Origin of the sequence: Paraburkholderia caffeinitolerans (assembly GCF_902859945.1) — a bacterium.
GTDB classification, from domain to species: domain Bacteria; phylum Pseudomonadota; class Gammaproteobacteria; order Burkholderiales; family Burkholderiaceae; genus Paraburkholderia; species Paraburkholderia caffeinitolerans.
This window is the reverse complement of sequence record NZ_CADIKL010000021.1, coordinates 82,449-98,876: the sequence shown is the minus strand read 5'-3', so window position 1 is coordinate 98,876 and position 16,428 is coordinate 82,449. Positions and strand designations below refer to the sequence as shown.

At 64.9% G+C, this 16,428-nt stretch carries 20 protein-coding genes; 13 read left to right on the top strand and 7 right to left on the bottom strand.

All coding sequences use genetic code 11. The annotated features are described in order from the left end of the window. Positions 1–17 precede the first annotated feature (17 nt). The 7 genes from HV773_RS20725 to HV773_RS20695 all read left to right on the top strand — a co-directional run bounded on the left by HV773_RS20725 (position 18) and on the right by HV773_RS20695 (position 5,167). Positions 18–1,157 (top strand): acyl-CoA dehydrogenase family protein, encoded by a 1,140-nt coding sequence (locus HV773_RS20725; RefSeq protein ID WP_129562020.1) that lies wholly within the window; start codon positions 18–20, stop codon positions 1,155–1,157. A 30-nt stretch (positions 1,158–1,187) separates the two neighbouring features. After that, the gene (locus tag HV773_RS20720; RefSeq protein WP_129562021.1) at positions 1,188–2,375 is read left to right on the top strand and encodes a lipid-transfer protein; all 1,188 of its coding nucleotides are present in this window, start codon (positions 1,188–1,190) and stop codon (positions 2,373–2,375) included. Positions 2,376–2,411: 36 nt separating this feature from the next. Further along, on the top strand, positions 2,412–2,852 hold the full coding sequence (locus tag HV773_RS20715) for a MaoC family dehydratase N-terminal domain-containing protein (protein WP_129562022.1): 441 nt from the start codon (positions 2,412–2,414) through the stop codon (positions 2,850–2,852). A 13-nt stretch (positions 2,853–2,865) separates the two neighbouring features. Then, positions 2,866–3,285, top strand: a complete 420-nt coding sequence (locus tag HV773_RS20710; protein ID WP_129562023.1) for a MaoC family dehydratase — start codon at positions 2,866–2,868, stop codon at positions 3,283–3,285. Between the two features lie 33 nt (positions 3,286–3,318). Then, positions 3,319–4,143, top strand: a complete 825-nt coding sequence (locus tag HV773_RS20705) for an SDR family NAD(P)-dependent oxidoreductase (protein ID WP_129562024.1) — start codon at positions 3,319–3,321, stop codon at positions 4,141–4,143. Between the two features lie 147 nt (positions 4,144–4,290). Beyond that, entirely contained in the window at positions 4,291–4,599 is a 309-nt protein-coding gene (locus HV773_RS20700; protein ID WP_129562025.1) for a hypothetical protein, read from the top strand. Positions 4,600–4,723: 124 nt separating this feature from the next. Next, complete coding sequence (locus HV773_RS20695; RefSeq protein ID WP_129562026.1) at positions 4,724–5,167, top strand: thioesterase family protein; 444 nt, start codon at positions 4,724–4,726, stop codon at positions 5,165–5,167. A gap of 46 nt (positions 5,168–5,213) precedes the next feature. Here HV773_RS20695 and HV773_RS20690 read toward each other — a convergent pair whose 3' ends face one another. Further along, complete coding sequence (locus HV773_RS20690) at positions 5,214–5,531, bottom strand: YnfA family protein (protein WP_129562027.1); 318 nt, start codon at positions 5,529–5,531, stop codon at positions 5,214–5,216. Positions 5,532–5,905: 374 nt separating this feature from the next. Here HV773_RS20690 and HV773_RS20685 point away from each other — a divergent pair, with 374 nt between their 5' ends. Further along, positions 5,906–7,024, top strand: a complete 1,119-nt coding sequence (locus tag HV773_RS20685; RefSeq protein ID WP_129562028.1) for an asparaginase — start codon at positions 5,906–5,908, stop codon at positions 7,022–7,024. An 84-nt stretch (positions 7,025–7,108) separates the two neighbouring features. On the opposite strand, the gene phnX is transcribed toward HV773_RS20685, so the two are convergent. Next, the gene (gene phnX / locus HV773_RS20680) at positions 7,109–7,912 is read right to left on the bottom strand and encodes a phosphonoacetaldehyde hydrolase (RefSeq protein ID WP_129562029.1); all 804 of its coding nucleotides are present in this window, start codon (positions 7,910–7,912) and stop codon (positions 7,109–7,111) included. 93 nt (positions 7,913–8,005) lie between these two features. Next, positions 8,006–9,178, bottom strand: a complete 1,173-nt coding sequence (locus HV773_RS20675; protein ID WP_129562030.1) for a 2-aminoethylphosphonate--pyruvate transaminase — start codon at positions 9,176–9,178, stop codon at positions 8,006–8,008. 182 nt (positions 9,179–9,360) lie between these two features. On the opposite strand from HV773_RS20675, the gene HV773_RS20670 reads away from it, so the two are divergent. Then, a complete protein-coding gene (locus HV773_RS20670) occupies positions 9,361–10,218 on the top strand; it encodes a LysR substrate-binding domain-containing protein (RefSeq protein ID WP_129562031.1) in 858 nt (285 codons plus the stop codon). Between the two features lie 23 nt (positions 10,219–10,241). Here the strand turns inward: HV773_RS20670 and HV773_RS20665 are convergent, their stop codons facing one another. After that, a complete protein-coding gene (locus tag HV773_RS20665; protein WP_129562032.1) occupies positions 10,242–10,499 on the bottom strand; it encodes a hypothetical protein in 258 nt (85 codons plus the stop codon). Positions 10,500–10,782: 283 nt separating this feature from the next. Between HV773_RS20665 and HV773_RS20660 the strand changes: the two genes are divergently transcribed. Continuing rightward, positions 10,783–11,430 carry a phosphoribosyltransferase gene (locus HV773_RS20660; protein WP_129562033.1) on the top strand — a complete coding sequence of 216 codons (648 nt, stop codon included), beginning with the start codon at positions 10,783–10,785 and terminating at the stop codon, positions 11,428–11,430. A 27-nt stretch (positions 11,431–11,457) separates the two neighbouring features. On the opposite strand, the gene HV773_RS20655 is transcribed toward HV773_RS20660, so the two are convergent. Then, complete coding sequence (locus HV773_RS20655) at positions 11,458–11,754, bottom strand: YciI-like protein (RefSeq protein WP_129562034.1); 297 nt, start codon at positions 11,752–11,754, stop codon at positions 11,458–11,460. 188 nt (positions 11,755–11,942) lie between these two features. Here HV773_RS20655 and HV773_RS20650 point away from each other — a divergent pair, with 188 nt between their 5' ends. From HV773_RS20650 to HV773_RS20640, 3 genes are all read left to right on the top strand, one after another. After that, entirely contained in the window at positions 11,943–12,272 is a 330-nt protein-coding gene (locus HV773_RS20650) for a PsiF family protein (RefSeq protein WP_129562035.1), read from the top strand. Positions 12,273–12,605: 333 nt separating this feature from the next. Next, entirely contained in the window at positions 12,606–13,052 is a 447-nt protein-coding gene (locus HV773_RS20645) for a hypothetical protein (RefSeq protein ID WP_129562036.1), read from the top strand. Between the two features lie 145 nt (positions 13,053–13,197). Next, positions 13,198–13,785, top strand: coding sequence for a BPSL1445 family SYLF domain-containing lipoprotein (locus HV773_RS20640; RefSeq protein WP_129562037.1), 588 nt, complete (start codon positions 13,198–13,200; stop codon positions 13,783–13,785). A gap of 73 nt (positions 13,786–13,858) precedes the next feature. Here the strand turns inward: HV773_RS20640 and HV773_RS20635 are convergent, their stop codons facing one another. Next, entirely contained in the window at positions 13,859–14,926 is a 1,068-nt protein-coding gene (locus tag HV773_RS20635) for a glycosyltransferase family 4 protein (RefSeq protein ID WP_129562038.1), read from the bottom strand. Positions 14,927–15,191: 265 nt separating this feature from the next. After that, entirely contained in the window at positions 15,192–16,364 is a 1,173-nt protein-coding gene (locus HV773_RS20630) for an AAA family ATPase (protein WP_129562039.1), read from the bottom strand. Positions 16,365–16,428 lie beyond the last annotated feature (64 nt).

Genomic DNA, 16,428 nt, shown 5'->3' with positions numbered 1-16,428 from the left:
AGATTAGGACAACCAAAATGCAAATCAATCGCACCTTCTTCCGCGACGACCACGAAATGCTGCGCACCACCGCGCGCCGCTTCCTGGAAAAGGAGTGCCTGCCGAAACAGGCCGAATGGGACAAAGCCGGCAAGGTGGACCGCGAAACCTGGCTGAAGGCGGGCCGCGAAGGTCTGCTGTGCCTCACGCTGCCCACCGAATACGGCGGCGGCGGCGGGGATTTCGGTCACGCAGCCGTGTTCAACGAAGAGGTCAATCGCTCGGGCGTGAGCGGCCTCGGCTTCTCGGTTCACTCGGACATCATCGCCCCCTACATCGCCCGCATCGGTTCGGAAGAGCAGAAGCAGCGCTGGCTGCCGAAGGTCTGCTCGGGCGAGTACATCCTCGCGATCGCGATGACCGAGCCCGGCACGGGCAGCGACCTGAAGGCTGTGCGCACCACTGCGATCCGCGACGGCGACGAGTACGTCATCAACGGCAGCAAGACCTTCATCAGCAACGGCCTGAACGCCGACCTCATCATCGTGATCTGCAAGACCGATCCGGCCGCCGGCTCGAAAGGCGTGAGCCTCGTCGTGGTCGAAGCCGATCGCGCGGGCTTCCGCCGTGGCCGCAAGCTCGACAAAGTGGGCCAGCACGCCGGCGACACCGCCGAACTCTTCTTCGACGACGTGCGCGTGCCGGTTGCCAACCGCCTGGGCGAGGAAGGCAAGGGTTTCGCTTACCTGATGGCCGAATTGCCGCAAGAACGCCTGTCGATCGCGGTGGGCGCGGCAGCCAAGCTGGAGGCTTGCCTCGAGCACACGCTGAACTACGTGAAGGACCGCAAGGCATTCAACCAGACCGTGTGGGACTTTCAGAACACCAAGTTCAAACTTGCCGACATCAAGGCCCAGACGATCGCCGTGCGCCTGATGGTGGATCACTATCTGTCCGAGCACGTGAGCCGCCGCCTCACGCTCGAAGAAGCGGCCGTGGTCAAGCTCTTCGCCACCGAGTCGCTCGGCCGCGCGCTCGACGAGATGGTTCAGCTCCACGGCGGCTATGGCTACATGCTCGAATATCCGGTGGCCCGCGCCTTTGCCGACTCGCGCGTCACGCGCATTTACGGCGGCACGAGTGAAGTGATGCGCGATCTCATCTCCCGCAAGCTTTAAAAAAACATCCATTGATTCAGGAGTACTGAAATGACACGCAATGCATTCGTCGCCGGCGTCGGCATGATTCCGTTCAAGAAACCGGGCACGAGCGATACCTATGACGTGATGGGCGCCACGGCGATCCGCCAGGCGCTGGCCGACGCGGGACTGAACTACGACGACGTCCAGCAGGCCTACGCGGGCTACGTCTACGGCGATTCGACCAGCGGCCAGAAGGCGCTCTATCACGTGGGCATGACCGGCATCCCCGTCATCAACGTGAACAACAACTGCGCGACCGGTTCGTCGGCGCTGTTCCTCGCACGCCAGGCCGTCGCGAGCGGCGCGGTGGAGTGCGCCCTCGCCGTGGGCTTCGAGTACATGGGACCGGGCGCGCTGAAGTCGGTGTGGTCGGACCGCGCCAGCGCGCTCGAACGCGCGCTCGACATGACCGACGAACTCGTCGGCCGCCCCGAAGGCCTCAGCAACGCGATTCGGCAGTTCGCCGGGGCCGGCATGGCTCACATGAAGAAGTACGGCACGAAGCTCGAGACCTTCGCCAGCATCCGCGCGAAGGCGAGCCGTCATGCCGCGCGCAACCCGCTCGCCGTGTTCCGCAACGTCGTCACGACCGAAGACGTGATGGCCGCGCCGATGCTGTGGGAAGGCGTCCTCACGCGCCTGATGGCCTGCCCGCCCACCTGCGGCGCGGCGGCGGCGCTGATCGTCTCCGAAGAATTCGCGAAAAAACGTGGCCTGCGCACCGACGTTGTGATCGCCGGCCAGGCGCTCACCACCGACCTGCCGAGCACCTATGACGCGAAGGACATGATCCGGGTGGTGGGCTTCGATATGGCCCAGGCTGCCGCGAAGAGCGCGTATGAGCAAGCCGGCGTAGGCCCTCAGGACATCGACGTGATCGAACTGCATGACTGCTTCGCGCAGAACGAACTGCTCACCTATGAAGCGCTGGGGCTGTGCGCCGAAGGCGAAGCCGAAAAGCTCGTCAACGACGGCGACAACACCTACGGCGGCAAGTGGGTCGTGAACCCCTCGGGCGGCCTGCTTTCGAAGGGCCACCCGCTCGGCGCGACTGGTCTCGCGCAGTGCTACGAGCTCACGCAGCAACTACGCGGCGCGGCGCAGGATCGCCAGGTGGAAGGCGCGAAGGTCGCGCTCGCGCACAACGTCGGTCTCGGCGGCGCCTGCGTGGTGACGGTTTACAAGTCGGCCTGAACGGGCCGCTCACTGAGAAACCATGGAGCAACCGACATGATCGACAAGCAGTTCATCGGCAAGCAGTTGCCGGCGTTTCGCGCGGTGGCCGAAGCGGGCCGCCTGCGCTTCTTCGCCAAGGCGATTGGCGAAACGAATCCGGTCTACTTCGACGAATCGGCCGCGCGCGACGCCGGCCACCCCGGCCTGCCGCTGCCGCCCACGTTCCTGTTCTCGCTCGAATTCGAGCAGCCAGACGCGTCATGGCGCGACGAGATCGGCATCGAGCTGCCGCGCATTCTGCACGGCGAGCAGAACTTCACATATCACCGGCTTGCCTACGCCGGTGACGTGCTGCTGTTCGAGTCGCGCATTGCGGACATCTATGACAAGAAAGGCGGCCTGCTGGAGTTCGTGGCGCGCGAGACGCGCGTGACGAACCAGAGCGGCGAGCACGTGGCCGATCTGCGCAGCGTGATCGTGCAACGCAACGGTTAAAGGAAGCCAACGCATGAGCAACCTCAACTATGACGCAATCCAGGTAGGCGACGCGCTGCCGCCGCTCGAACTGCCGCCGGTCGACCGCAAAATGCTGGCGCTGTTCGCGGGCGCATCGGGCGACCACAACGCCGTGCATATCGACATCGACTACGCACGCCGCGCCGGTATGCCCGACGTGTTCGCGCACGGCATGCTCTCGATGGCCTGGCTCGGCCGCCTGCTCACACAGTGGGTCGATCAGCGCCAGTTGCGCCAGTTCGGCGTGCGCTTCGTCGGTATTACTCACCTGGGTCACCGCATTGCCTGCACGGGACGGGTGGTCGAGAAGTTCGAAGCCGCCGGTGAGAAACGCCTGCGCGTCGAAATCCAGACCGCCAACCAGTATGGCGAACCGCGCGTCGTCGGCGACGCCGTGATCGCCCTTCAATAATCGCATTACGTCAGCATCATCAGGAGAACAGACATGGGCAAACTCGACGGCAAGGTGGCGCTCGTCACCGGTTCGGGTCGTGGCATCGGCCGCGCAATCGTGGAAAAACTCGCGAGCGAAGGCGCGCGCATCGTCGTGAACGATCTCGACGCCGATCCCGCGCACGAAACGGTCGAAGCACTCAAGAAGATGGGCGCCGAAGCGGTGGCCTGCGTGGGCAACGTGTCCGCGCCCGACTTCGCCGAGCGTTTCATCGGCACCGCGATGAGCAACTTCAAGAGCATCGACATCCTCGTCAACAACGCGGGCTACACGTGGGACGACGTGATCCAGAAGATGACCGACGAGCAGTGGTATGCGATCCTCGACTGCCATATGACCGCGCCGTTCCGCATCCTGCGCGCCGCCTATCCGCACATCAAAGCGCTGCACGCCGCGGACGTCGCGCAAGGCCGCGAAGTCTATCGCAAGATCGTCAATATCTCGTCGACTTCGGCGCTCAACGGTAACGCGGGCCAGATGAACTACTCGTCCGCGAAGGCCGGCGTGATCGGCATGACGCGCGCGCTCGCGCGCGAATGGGGCCGCTTCAATGTCAACGTCAACGCGGTGGCGTTCGGCCTGATCCATACGCGCATGACCTCCGCCGACGCGAAGGCGGGTGCGACGGTGAAGATCGAGGGGCGCGACATCCGCGTGGGCCTGAACCCCGAAATGCTGAAAACGCACGCGCAGCGCAACCCGCTGGGCCGTGGCGGCACGCCCGAGGAAGCCGCGGGTGGCGTGTATCTGTTCTGCTCGCCCGAGTCGAACTACATCACGGGGCAGACCGTCGCCGTGGCCGGCAATCTGCAGTAAATCCGGGGTTTGCCTGCACGCGAGACAGACTCACGCGGCGCGCGTCGCCTGAGTCTGGCTCGCGTTTTACGCCCTCGCTCTCGCGCCGCTTTCCAGCCACTGCCGAACGGACTAGCATAAAGAATCCCGCTGGCGAAGGAGACAACCATGGCTACGTATGCTGTCGATGGCGTGCGCATTAGCGCTTCAACGGACCGCGTGACGCACGTGCGCTGGGCGCCAATCGACCCTCATTCCCATGACTGGCTCTCGCCGCCCAAAATCTCCGAGGTAGCCGACGTCGCGAACGGCCTCCGCTCGGGCGCCGTGGTGTATTCCGTGTTCACGCTGGGCGGCATGAAGTTCCTCGGGCCGAAGATCAAGGCGGTTCCTCACCCCAACGGCATCGACGGAATCGATATGGAAGTCCCGGACGGCAGCGTCGAGAAATCGATGGACGATCTGCCGCGCGTCTAGGCTGGCGCGCATGCGCGTCCTGGCGAACCGATAAAATAGCGGAGTGCGCTTGCCGGCGCACAAGCTGCGCATGGCCGACGGCCAGGCGCCGTGCTCTCCACTCCCCTATTCAACGCATTGCGCCATGGCCCGCATCGAGCTCCATTTCCCCGAAGACCAGTTTTACTACTCCACCCACCTCACGGTGCGCGTCACCGACATCAATTCGGCCAACCACCTCGCGAACGACTCGATGATCTCGATGATTTCCGAGGCGCGTGCGCGCTTTCTCTTCGATGCCGGCATCGAGGACATGAAGGACGCCCACATCAGCATCATCGTCACCGACCTCGCCACCATGTATCGCGCCGAAGCCTATGCGCGCGACCAGTTGTGCTTCGAGGTCGGCATCATGGATTTCAACCGCTACGGCGGCGATATCATTTTCCGCATCACGCGGCCCTCGGACGGCGCACTGATCGCAATGGCCAAGTCGGGGTTTGTTTTCTTTGACTACGAGGCGAAGAAAGTCGTGCCGATGCCAGCGGCATTCCGCGCGAAATTCCCGGGCGTCAACTCGCTCACCTGAAGCGACTCCGGGCCCGGTGTGAACGGATTGCGAGCTGAATACCGATTCAGCGCGGCTGAAACGCAATGAGCGCCATGCCGGCCAGCGCAAGCGCCATCCCGGCGCAATCCCACGCGCTCGGCCGGATGGCTTGCACGCCCCACAGCCACAACATCGCCACGCACACGTACACGCCGCCGTAGGCGGCGTAGGTGCGTCCCGCCGCGCTCGGATGCAGCGTGAGCAGCCACGCAAACAGCGCAAGCGATACGGCGGCCGGCACGAGCAGCCAGGCGCTCGCGCCCTCGCGCAGCCAGCGATACGGCAGATAGCAGCCGACGATTTCGGCAAGCGCGGTGGCAACGAACAGCAGAAACGTCTTCATGGATGGCACAAATGCTGCGGGGGGATCGAGGGGGCTCATGGTAGCGCACGCGGGCAATAAGCCGTAAAAGCAGCGAATACCGGTCCGCGCCCGGCAATTATCTTCGTTTTAAATTATTGAACGTGTGACACGGGCATTGTCACCACGGACTCGCGGTTTTTGAATTCATTGATTCATTGCTAAAAATACTGCAAACAATTGTGCCAAAACCCGATGCAATCGCGATTGGATAAATTAGCATATACATGCAGCGTGCATCATATATGCGGCGCTAATCAATTAATCCGCAATGCAGGATTGAGTTTATCTGCAATTGGTGAATAATTATTTTCCGAAGCGCCGTTTAAAAATGATTATTAACCGCCAAGGAAAACATGAAAACCGCCATCCATGCAAAATGCCTTGCCGTCGCACTCGTGCTTGCCGCCACTGCCCTGCCCGCGAGTATCGCTCTAGCCGCTGGCGAAACCGTCACTCCCGCTACGTCCACCACCGCGTCGGCTGCGTTGCCGCGCGTGGCCGTGCTCGCCACCGGCGGCACGATCGCGGGCCAGGCGGACACACGCGCGGCCAACGCCTACAACGCGGGAGCGGTGGGCGCGCAGCAGCTCGTGCAGGCCGTGCCCGGCATTGAGAAGCTCGCCCACCTGAGCACCGAGCAGGTGGCGTCCATCGGTTCGCAGGACATGAACGACAAGGTCTGGTTCACGCTCGCGCGCCGCATCCAGGAAATCTTCGACCGCAACGAAGCCGACGCCGTCGTCATCACGCACGGCACGGACACGCTCGAAGAAACGGCCTTCTTCCTCGACAACGTGCTGCGCACCGACAAGCCCGTCGTGCTGGTGGGCTCCATGCGCCCCTCCACGGCCACCAGCGCCGACGGCCCGAGCAATCTGTACGAAGCCGTCGAAGTGGCGGCCAGCCCCGCAGCGCGCGGGCGCGGCGTGATGGTAGTGCTCAACGACACGATCCAGTCGGCGCGCGCAACCACCAAGACCAACACCACGAGCGTGCAAACCTTCGTTTCGCCGAACAGCGGGCCGATCGGCTACGTCGATCCCGCAAGCGTGCGCTTTCTCGCGCCCGCGGTTCAGTTCGACAGCCACAAATACGCGCTGCCCTCGGGCGAGCAACTGCCGCGTGTCGAGATCGTCTACGCGCACGCGAACATGGATAGCGTGCAGATCGACAACGCCATCGCCAACAAGGCAAAGGGCATCGTGCTGGCGGGCGTGGGCGACGGCAACACCTCGAAGCCGGCGATCGAGGCGCTCCAGCGCGCCGCGAAGCAAGGAATCGTGGTGGTACGCGCATCGCGCGTAGGGTCGGGATTCGTGAACCGCAATGTCGAAGTGAACGACGACACGAGCGGCTTCGTCGTCTCGCTCGACTTGAATCCGCAGAAGGCGCGCGTACTCACGCAATTGCTGATCGCCAACGGGATTACTTCGCCCGCGCAGGTGCAGAAAGCGTTCGCAGCGACGTGGTGAGCGGCGCGGTTTGATCGGGCATGATCCGCTTCGATGACGCGAACGGGCGGCTGCAAGCCGCCCGCGCCTGAACCTCAAGACAACTCAGGGGCGCTCGCCGCGCGCGAGGCGCGTTTCGATTTCGGTGACCACGGGCAGCAGATCGGCCACGCTGTCGATCACGTAATGCGCACCGGCATCGCGCAGGCGTTTCGTGGCGGCATCGCGGCGCTGCGCGAATTCTTCGGGCGCAAGCGCGCGAACCTCGTCTTCGGTGAGGCCGAACGCGTTTCCGCTGACGGCCACGCCTACGGTCCACGTGCCGCCGTTGATACCCTCTTCGATGCCCACCTCGGTGTCGTCGACCTTGATCGCTTCGCGCGCGCGCCACACGCCGAGCTGCGGCAGCGTGCGGTAAATCATGTACGGCGAGGGACGGCCTTCGGGCGTGTCGCCGGTGCACACGATGCTGTCCGCGGCAAAGCCCTGCTCGGCGGCGCCAGGCACGATCTGGTCGATGATCTCGCGCGTGTAGCCCGTGGTCGAGCCAATGCGCACGCCGTCCGCGCGCAGTTGCGCGGTTACTGCCGCCACGCCCGGAATCACGTCGCTGTATTGCGCGGCCACGGCCACGTTCTTCGGCACGAACACGTCATAAACCGCGTCGATATCGGCGTCGCCGGGCGCGTGGCCGTGGCGGGCTTCCCATGCCTTGGCGACGCGCGGCAACGCCATCAGCGCCGCGATGTGCGGACGCTTGGCCATGCCCATCGGGCCGCGCGCTTCTTCGATCGTGATCGGCACGCCGAACTCCTCGAACGTTTCGACGAACGCGCCCATCGGCGCACGCGAGCCATAGTCGACCACAGTGCCGGCCCAGTCGAAGATCACTGCCTTGACGTATTTCATTTCCGTAAATCCTGATAATGCGCTGATGATGTACTGCAAATAACTTCGTGTTTCTGAATGCTTGATTGGCTCGATTTGCTCCCGATACGAGCTTCAGGCCGCGAGCGCCTCGCGGGCCTCGAGCGCGACATGCGCGGGCGCACCGCTCGGCACGCCGAGCGTGCTCAAGGCCGCGCCGCATGCCTGTACGACACGCCGCATGACCGCCTCGTCGAGCGCGCCGATACAGCCGATGCGAAAACTCTCGACGCTCGTGAGCTTGCCCGGATAGATGATGAAACCCTGCTCCTTCATCAGTTCGTAAAAGCGCTCGAAGCTGAAGCCTGGATGATCGGGCGAAAAGAACGTGACGATGATGGGCGAGCGCCATGCTTCGGTCAGCAGCGGCTCGAAACCGAGCGCGCGCATGCCGTCGACCATCACGTCGCGGTTGCGCGTATAGCGCGCAAGACGCCCAGGCTGACCGCCCTCGGCCTTGTAAAGGCGCAGCGCTTCGATAAACGCGGCCACGGCGTGGGTGGGCGGCGTGAAGCGCCACTGGCCGGTGCGGTTCATGGCGTCCCACTGGTCGTGCAGATCGAGCGCGAGCGAATGGCTGTTGCCCTTCGCGGCCGCGAGCGCGGCTTTCTTCGCGACGACGAAGCCAAAGCCCGGCACGCCCTCGATGCACTTGTTCGCCGACGAGACGAACGCCTCGCACGGCAGCGTGCGCACATCGAGCGGCACGGCGCCGAAAGCGCTCATCGAGTCGATCAGCAGACGCCGGCCATGGCGCGCCGTGACCGCGGCGATTTCCTCGACCGGATTGAGAATGCCGGAGCTCGTTTCGCAGTGCACAACGACGACGTGCGTGATGTCGGCGCGCTCGACGAGCAGGCGCTCGACGTCGGCGGCGCGCGCTGGCAGATAATCGCCCGTGTCGTGAACGGTGTGGCGGCGGCCCAGATAGCGCAGCGTGGTGGCAATGCGCTTGCCGTAGGCGCCGTTGGCGAGCACGAGCGCGTGGCCGTCGCGCGGCACGAAGCTGCCGAGCATCGCTTCGACGCAGTAGCTGCCGCTGCCCTGCAGCGGTACGCAATCGTATTCGCCGTTTGCGTCGTCGCCGTCGCAGCCGGCGATCTCCAGCAGCGCGCGGCGCAGGTGCGCCGTCATGGCGCGGAAGTCGGCGTCCCACGAACCCCAGTCGCGCAGCATCGCGGCTTTAGTCGTTGCGGCCGTGGTCAACGGGCCGGGGGTCAGCAGGTACGGGTCTGCGGCGGTGGTCATGCGGCTGCTCCAGTCGGTATTCAGCAATGTTCAGCAAGTAGGCACATACATTACTGCAGTGCAGCACATAGGTAAAATCGATATAATCGATGTTGATATCGATAAAACTTATGTGTCTGCGGATCCACGCAATCGATCCCATCGGCCGCATTTGCCGAACACCCCCTCCGGAACCCACGATCATGCAGTACGCCCAGTTGCGAGCCTTTCACGCCGTTGCCGAGCACGGTGGCTTCTCGCGTGCCGCACAAGCGCTCTCACTCACCCAGCCGGCCATTTCCGACCACGTGCGCCGGCTCGAAACCGATTACGGCGTGAAGCTTTTCGAGCGCGCGCCGCGCGGCGTCGAGCTCACCGATCTCGGGCGGCGGCTCTACGCGGTGACGCGTCAGATGGTGGGCTGCGAGCGCGACGCGCGGCGCCTGCTGGAAGCGGCCGGTGCGCTGGAGTCGGGCGAGCTCGCGCTGGTCGCCGACGCGCCGGACCTCGCCGTCAAGCTAATCGGCGCGTTCCGCCGCCGCTATCCGGGTGTGGTGGTGAAGCTCGCCATCGCGAACGCCACCGAGTGCATGCGGCGCGTGCTGTCGAGCGAAGTGGACGCCGCCATCACGGCGGCGCCCCAGGTGCACAGCCGTCTGCAATCGCGCGTGCTGCGCGAGGATCCGCTGGTCGCGGTCGTGCCCGCCGAGAGCCCGGCAGCGAAGAAGCGTCGCATCACTTATGAAGAACTGGTGCGCGAGCCGATGATCTTTCGCGAGGCGCATTCGGTCACGCAGCAGTTGCTCGAAGCGGAGCTGGTGCGCAAGGGGCTCCAAGCGGAGCCCGTGCTTTACGTGGATGGCCGCGAGGCCCTCCAGACCGCGATTGCCCAGGGCGTGGGCGCGGGGGTCATCGCGGGCGCGGAGTTCGGCGAATCGCGGCGGATTCGCGCGATTGCTCTCGTGGATTGCCAGGTGCGCATGGTGGAGACGCTGGTGCGGCTCGCCGAGCCTTCGTCGTCGAATTTGCTCGACGCGCTCTTTGCCACGCCGCTCGATTGAGCGGCTGCGCGGTCAAAACACCATCAGGACACGACGATGTCCGCCCCCACCTCGTGCAGCAGGTCGCGCAGCGTCTCCGCCTGCTCCATGCGCGCGCCGCGCAGCAAATGAATCCGCAGCGTGCGACCCGCGATGCCGTCGATGGGCCGTGCGAGCGCAAGCTCCAGCGCGAGCCCGAAGCCGTCGGGCGCATCGGCTTGGGCAGGCTCGACAACCCGTGGCGCGAAACTGGCCGGGAAAACTGTTGAAGAGCGGGATGAAAGACAAGCGGATTCGGACATGGCACGGACCTCGTTGGTGAAAGGTTCGGGGTCATCGTATCCATGCCGATGCGCCGCGCCAAACGACAAATCGGCGTATGCAAATGACCCGGCGGCGGGAGACGATTTCGCGAGGCACGCTTTGGCGGGCATTGCCACGCTTTGTGCCGCGCCGGCCCCGAACGCGGCGGGGCCGCAAAACGGACACACGCGCAGACACATGTGCAGACACACGCGCGACGACTGCGCGTGGCACACTGAACGAACCGTTCCGCTTCAACTTTGCCTCGCACAGGAGTCGCTCATGGAACGTCCCTTCACCGATCGCCGCGAGGCCGGGCAAATGCTCGCCGCGCAACTCGCGCCCTACGCAGGGCGCCGCGACATCGTCGTGCTCGCGCTGCCGCGCGGGGGCGTGCCGGTCGCGTTCGAAGTGGCCGAGGCGCTGCGCGCGCCGCTCGACGTGCTGCCCGTGTGCAAGCTCGGCACGCCGTGGCAGCCGGAGCTCGCCATGGGCGCGATCTCCTCGAACGGAGCGCAATACGTCAACGAAGCGTTGATCCGCGAGGCCGGCGTGAGCGAGGCGCAATTGCAGGGCGTGCTCGCGCTCGCCCGTATTGAACTGGGCCGGCGCGAGACGCGTTACCGCGGTGCGCGCACGGCTGTGCCGGTGGCGGGACGCGTGGTGCTACTGGTCGACGACGGCATGGCCACCGGCGCCTCGCTCAAGGCCGCCGCGCGGGCGCTCGCCTCGCTCGGGCCGGCGCGCATCATCGCGGCGTTGCCGGTTGCGCCGGCCGGCGCGCGCGCACGGCTCGCGGGCGCCGTCGATGATTTCGTCTGCGTGCAGACGCCCTTGTCGTTCATGAGCGTCGGCCAGTTCTATTTCGACTTCGAGCAGGTCGACGACGACACCGTGCGCGACTTGCTCGACCGCGCAACTGGGCCGTAGCGATCGAAGCATCCAGCATGCCCGCGTTCAGCGCACTGGATTGGCTGCTTGTTCCCCCACCACCGTCTGCCACGGGCGCACGCGCCACGCCTTGACGAGGCCGGCCTTCACATAGGGATCGGCGCGCGCGAACGCTTCGGCTGCCGCTGGGCTCTCGCCCTGGAAGAGCAGCAATGCTTCGTCCACGGGTTCCGCAATCGCCCCCGCGAGCAGCAGTTCGCCACGCTCCGCCGCCGCCCATGCAAGCGCCAGGTGTGCATCGCGATGTTCGGCGCGCCGCCCGAGATAATCGTCGACGAGTTCGTACATCAAGAGGTAATGCATGGTCTATCTCCAGTCTCATGCGGTGTGCATGCCGATCATTGTGCCTGAGCGTGCGTCAACCGAACCCACTCACGGCTCGTTTTCAGGTTGGCTTTGCCATAATGGTTGCGGCGACAGGCAACGAAGGACCGGATGGGCCGCCTGCTCGCACGACTAACGACAACGTCGATACCCCATGGGAGTGAACGATGAAGATGCAATCCCTCATTGCTGCAATCGTGTTGGGCGGCGCACTGGCCTCACCGGCGTTCGCACAGACCGCGGCGCCCGCGGCAGCGGCTTCCGCGGCCACGAGCCCGAATAGCCAGCAGAACAAGATGAAAGCGTGCAACACGCAGGCCGGAGACAAGAAAGGCGACGAGCGCAAGGCCTTCATGAAACAGTGCCTCTCCGCAGCCGGCGTGACCCCCACGATGTCGCAGCAGGAGCGCATGAAGGCGTGCAACACGCAGGCCGGCGACAAGAAGGGCGACGACCGCAAGGCCTTCATGAAGCAGTGCCTCACGACCAAGAGCTGATTGGCCACACGGCCGAGTCTTGATCGAAATGCATCGAAGCACCGGGTTTATCCCGGCCTGCGCTTCGACCTCGCACTACCCCTTTCGCGACGCGCCGTAGCTCATGCTGCGGCGCGTCGTTTTTCATGGTGCGGCGCACCTTGCCTGGCAGGCTGTTCACCGGCATCCCGCGCGCGTGCCCGCGCCTCTTCGGCGTTGCGCCTGAGCGCGATTTTTCTTCTATGATGGCGGCAGCGGCGCCCTTTCCCTGATACGCAATCGCACAGGCCCCATCGGGCTGCCGAACGAAGGTTGAAGCCGGAGTGATGCCTGTCGCATCGTACGGAGGCGCGGATGGCATGGAAGCACAAGAACCGCTGGTTTCGCCGCTGGCTGGTGGTGATCGTTTTCTGGCTCGTGCCGGTGATGATCATTGCGGTGCGCGAGGCCCAGGACGAGATGGCCTATAACCACGCGGATTTGCAGCGCGCTCTCGCCAACTGGACTTTCACCGACGCCGAGCGGGCTGCCGGAGCGCCGCTGCATTGCCAGGGGACGCCTGAACGGGCACGCGCGCTGGGCTGCCCTGCCGCCGTGCTCGCGGAAAACGCCGCGGCTCACCAGGCGGCGCTCGACGAATACGCCACGCGGCGCGCCACGCTCGTGAGCTATCTGTGGCACGCATTCGTCGGCTACTGGATCGTGCCGGCTGCAACCTTGCTCGCCATTGGCATTGTCCTTGGCGCCGTGCGCCGCGCGCTGCGACGCCCTCCCGCTGCGAAGCCCGTGCCGGAACACTGACGTGCCCTTTCCGATGCACCGTCTCGAACGGGCAAATCCGGACCCTGTGTTATAAGAGCGAAAGCTGATCCCATCATTGGCAAAACGCCATGACGGCACGGCTTCAGGCAATTTCGGATACCCGGAACACAGAACGGAGAACAACATGCAAGGACGCCGTTTCATCCTTAAGGCTTCGGTTGCCATCGCGCTTGCCAGCGCGGCGCTCGCAGGCTGCTCGACCACCGGCAACACGCCCCCGACGGCACAAACCAATGACGCGAAGCGCCAGTCGATCGACGCGAGCGTCGACGGCACGATGTCGCGCCTCTTCCAGACCGTGCCCGGTTCGCGCGAGCTCGTAGGCAAGGCGCGCGGCGTGCTGGTGTTCCCGCAAGTGACCCAGGCAGGCATCGGCATTGGTGGCGAGCACGGCGACGGCGCGTTGCGCGTCGGCGGCAGCACGGTTGGCTACTACAGCACCACGGGCGCATCGGTGGGTGCAACGCTCGGCATGCAGTCGAAGTCGGTCGTCTACCTGTTCATGACGCAGGAAGCACTCGACAAATTCCGCAATTCGAGCGGTTGGTCGGCAGGCGGCGACGCTTCGGTCGCAATCGCGAAGGTCGGCGCGAACGGTACGATCGACACCACCACGGCCACCAAGCCCGTGGAAGTCTTCGTGCTCACCAACAGCGGCCTGATCGGCGACCTCTCGCTCGGCACGACCAAGATCTCCCCGCTGAAGCTGTAAGTTTCACGCGTTCGCGAGCAGGTTGGGCGCCCGGGCCCTGTCGGCCCGGGCGGCTAGCGTCACATCTCGCCGCTCAGCTCGCGGACGTGTCGATCACCTTGAAGCGCGAACGCCGGTTCGCGCGTATCACCGCCTGATACGCCTCGATATATTGCTCCGCCATGCGGTGCGACGTGAAGCGCTCTTCGAAGCGTCGCCGCACACCGGCACGCGGCACGCGTGAAAGCCGGTTCACGGCCGCAACGGCGCCAATCTCGTCCTCGACGATAAATCCCGAAACACCCTCATCCACCACTTCCGGCACCGAGCCGCGATTGAACGCGATCACGGGCGTGCCGCACGCCATCGCCTCGATCATCACGAGCCCGAACGGCTCGGGCCAGTCGATCGGGAACAGCAGCGCATGCGCACCGGAGAGAAACTCGGCCTTCTGGCTGTCATTGATCTCGCCGACGAATTCCACATTCGGGAGTGCGAACAATGGCTTGATCTCGCGTTCGAAATACTCGCGGTCGGCCTCGTCGACTTTCGCGGCGATGCGGATCGGCAAGCCGCAGCGCTGGGCAATGCGGATCGCAGTGTCCACGCGCTTCTCGGGTGAGATGCGGCCGAGAAACGCAAGATAGCGCTGTTCGACGGGTTGCGGCGTATAGAGCGCCTCCGGCAGGCCGTGATAGACCGTGCGGAGCCATTTGGCCTGCGGTATCGGCTGGCGCTGCGCGTTCGAGATCGAGATGACCGGAGCCGTGTTGAACGTGTCGAACACCGGCTGCTGCTCGGGCAAGTCGAGGCGGCCGTGCAGCGTGGTCACGAATGGCGTTTCCTGGCGCTTGAACACCGAAAACGAGTAGTAATCCATATGGAAGTGCAGCACGTCGAACTGGTCGGCCTGTCGGCGCACCATTTCCATGAGCAGCATGTGCGGCGCGATGCGGTCGCGAATCCCGGGGTCGAGTCGCAGCGCGCGCGGCCACACGGGTTCGAGCTTCGCACGCGTTTGCGAATCGCCGCTTGCAAACAGCGTCACGTCGTGCCCGAGTTCGACCAGCGCCTCGGTGATGTACGACACGGCGCGCTCGGTGCCGCCGTAAAGCTTGGGCGGCACCGATTCGGTCAGCGGGGCGATCTGCGCAATTCTCATTGTGTGTCTCCTTCATGTTCCGCGCACACGCGGGAAAATCCACCAGGCGGTTCGAGCCATTTTAAAGGAAGCCCAATATCGCCATCGCGCCCCTCAAATATCGAAGGGACAGACTCGTGGCAGACGCGATCAGGCCGCTCGCAGCACGGCGCATTCCTCGATTATTCGCCTTGCGCGGCGCCTGCGCTGCGAGTCTTTCAATTGCTATATGGACTTACACGTCGAAACATCATGGGGGCGCCTTGGGCGGAGCGTCCGATGCGGTTCAGCGCGACGGCCATTTCCACCCCGGAACATCGAGCGAATCGGCATCGGCGAGCGCAGTCGCACCGAGGCGCCGCTCCAGCACGATCGACTGGCTGCCGGCCTCGCGCTCGAGCGCGGCGACCAACCGCGCCGCGTGCGAGACCACCAGTACCTGCGAATGCGTCGAGGCGCGCGCGATAAGCCGCGCAAGCGACGGCAGCAAGTCCGGGTGCAGGCTGGTCTCCGGCTCGTCGAGCACGAGCAGCGCGGGCGGCCGCGGGCTCAGCAGCGCGGCGGCGAGCAATAGATAGCGCAGCGTGCCGTCCGAAAGCTCGGCGCCACGCAACGGCCGCAGCAGCCCCTCCTGACGCAGCCCGACTTCGAAGCGCCCTTCGTGATTGACGATCTCGACGCGCGCGCCCGGAAACGCATCGCCAATTGCCGTATCGAGCGCACTCGCGTCGCCAATCTCGCGAATCGTCTGCAGCGCGGCGGCCAGATTGGCGCCATCGTCGGACAGCACCGGCGAATGCGTGCCGATCTGCACCTGGCGCGCGGGGGCGTGCTCGTCGGTGCGGAAATGATCGTAAAAGCGCCACGAGCGGATTTGCTCGCGCACCGCGATCATCTCCGGCGCGCTGCGCGGGTCGGCGAACTCCGTCATCATGCTGTCGAAGCTCGCCACGGGTTGCGCGAGCGTCGCCCATCCGCCCTCCGCTTCTTCGTCGCGAATGCGGATCATCGGCCCCTGGCGGTCCACAAGCAAAGTCGATGGACGCAGCAACGGTCCGCCCCAGATGCATTCGCGCTTGATGACCGGGTCGAGCGAGAACTGCGAGGTCGAAGCGGGCGGCGGCAAGCCCAGGTCGATCGCATAACCGAAGGTCTCGCCCGCGAAGCCGAGCTTGAGGCTCACGGGGTCTTTGCGCACCGTGCCCTGCACAGCGTAATCGCCCTTGGCGACCGCGCGCGAAAAACGTTCGGGGCCGGCCCATAGCGTCGATTGCAAGCCGCCCTCGCGCGCGAGCGAGGGAATCACGCCGCCGCGCGCGGTCAACGCGAGCAGGCGCAGCGCCCGGTAGAGATTGGACTTGCCGCTGCCGTTCGGTCCGGTGATGACGTTCAGCGGCCCGAGCGGCACGATGAGTTCGCGCAGCGAGCGATAGTTGGCGATGGCGAGGGTCGAGAGCATGAGCCGTAGCAAGCGCGTGTGCGCAGATTGAGCGAGCGCCCGATGATACGCAATCGGGCGCTGG

Excerpts from the sequence above, each read along its gene's own strand:
- HV773_RS20725 (WP_129562020.1), top strand. The coding sequence starts at position 18 with ATGCAAATCAATCGCACCTTCTTCCGCGACGACCACGAAATGCTGCGC.
- HV773_RS20720 (WP_129562021.1), top strand. The coding sequence starts at position 1,188 with ATGACACGCAATGCATTCGTCGCCGGCGTCGGCATGATTCCGTTCAAG.
- HV773_RS20715 (WP_129562022.1), top strand. The coding sequence starts at position 2,412 with ATGATCGACAAGCAGTTCATCGGCAAGCAGTTGCCGGCGTTTCGCGCG.
- HV773_RS20710 (WP_129562023.1), top strand. The coding sequence starts at position 2,866 with ATGAGCAACCTCAACTATGACGCAATCCAGGTAGGCGACGCGCTGCCG.
- HV773_RS20705 (WP_129562024.1), top strand. The coding sequence starts at position 3,319 with ATGGGCAAACTCGACGGCAAGGTGGCGCTCGTCACCGGTTCGGGTCGT.
- HV773_RS20700 (WP_129562025.1), top strand. The coding sequence starts at position 4,291 with ATGGCTACGTATGCTGTCGATGGCGTGCGCATTAGCGCTTCAACGGAC.
- HV773_RS20695 (WP_129562026.1), top strand. The coding sequence starts at position 4,724 with ATGGCCCGCATCGAGCTCCATTTCCCCGAAGACCAGTTTTACTACTCC.
- HV773_RS20690 (WP_129562027.1), bottom strand. The coding sequence starts at position 5,531 with ATGAAGACGTTTCTGCTGTTCGTTGCCACCGCGCTTGCCGAAATCGTC.
- HV773_RS20685 (WP_129562028.1), top strand. The coding sequence starts at position 5,906 with ATGAAAACCGCCATCCATGCAAAATGCCTTGCCGTCGCACTCGTGCTT.
- phnX (WP_129562029.1), bottom strand. The coding sequence starts at position 7,912 with ATGAAATACGTCAAGGCAGTGATCTTCGACTGGGCCGGCACTGTGGTC.
- HV773_RS20675 (WP_129562030.1), bottom strand. The coding sequence starts at position 9,178 with ATGACCACCGCCGCAGACCCGTACCTGCTGACCCCCGGCCCGTTGACC.
- HV773_RS20670 (WP_129562031.1), top strand. The coding sequence starts at position 9,361 with ATGCAGTACGCCCAGTTGCGAGCCTTTCACGCCGTTGCCGAGCACGGT.
- HV773_RS20665 (WP_129562032.1), bottom strand. The coding sequence starts at position 10,499 with ATGTCCGAATCCGCTTGTCTTTCATCCCGCTCTTCAACAGTTTTCCCG.
- HV773_RS20660 (WP_129562033.1), top strand. The coding sequence starts at position 10,783 with ATGGAACGTCCCTTCACCGATCGCCGCGAGGCCGGGCAAATGCTCGCC.
- HV773_RS20655 (WP_129562034.1), bottom strand. The coding sequence starts at position 11,754 with ATGCATTACCTCTTGATGTACGAACTCGTCGACGATTATCTCGGGCGG.
- HV773_RS20650 (WP_129562035.1), top strand. The coding sequence starts at position 11,943 with ATGAAGATGCAATCCCTCATTGCTGCAATCGTGTTGGGCGGCGCACTG.
- HV773_RS20645 (WP_129562036.1), top strand. The coding sequence starts at position 12,606 with ATGGCATGGAAGCACAAGAACCGCTGGTTTCGCCGCTGGCTGGTGGTG.
- HV773_RS20640 (WP_129562037.1), top strand. The coding sequence starts at position 13,198 with ATGCAAGGACGCCGTTTCATCCTTAAGGCTTCGGTTGCCATCGCGCTT.
- HV773_RS20635 (WP_129562038.1), bottom strand. The coding sequence starts at position 14,926 with ATGAGAATTGCGCAGATCGCCCCGCTGACCGAATCGGTGCCGCCCAAG.
- HV773_RS20630 (WP_129562039.1), bottom strand. The coding sequence starts at position 16,364 with ATGCTCTCGACCCTCGCCATCGCCAACTATCGCTCGCTGCGCGAACTC.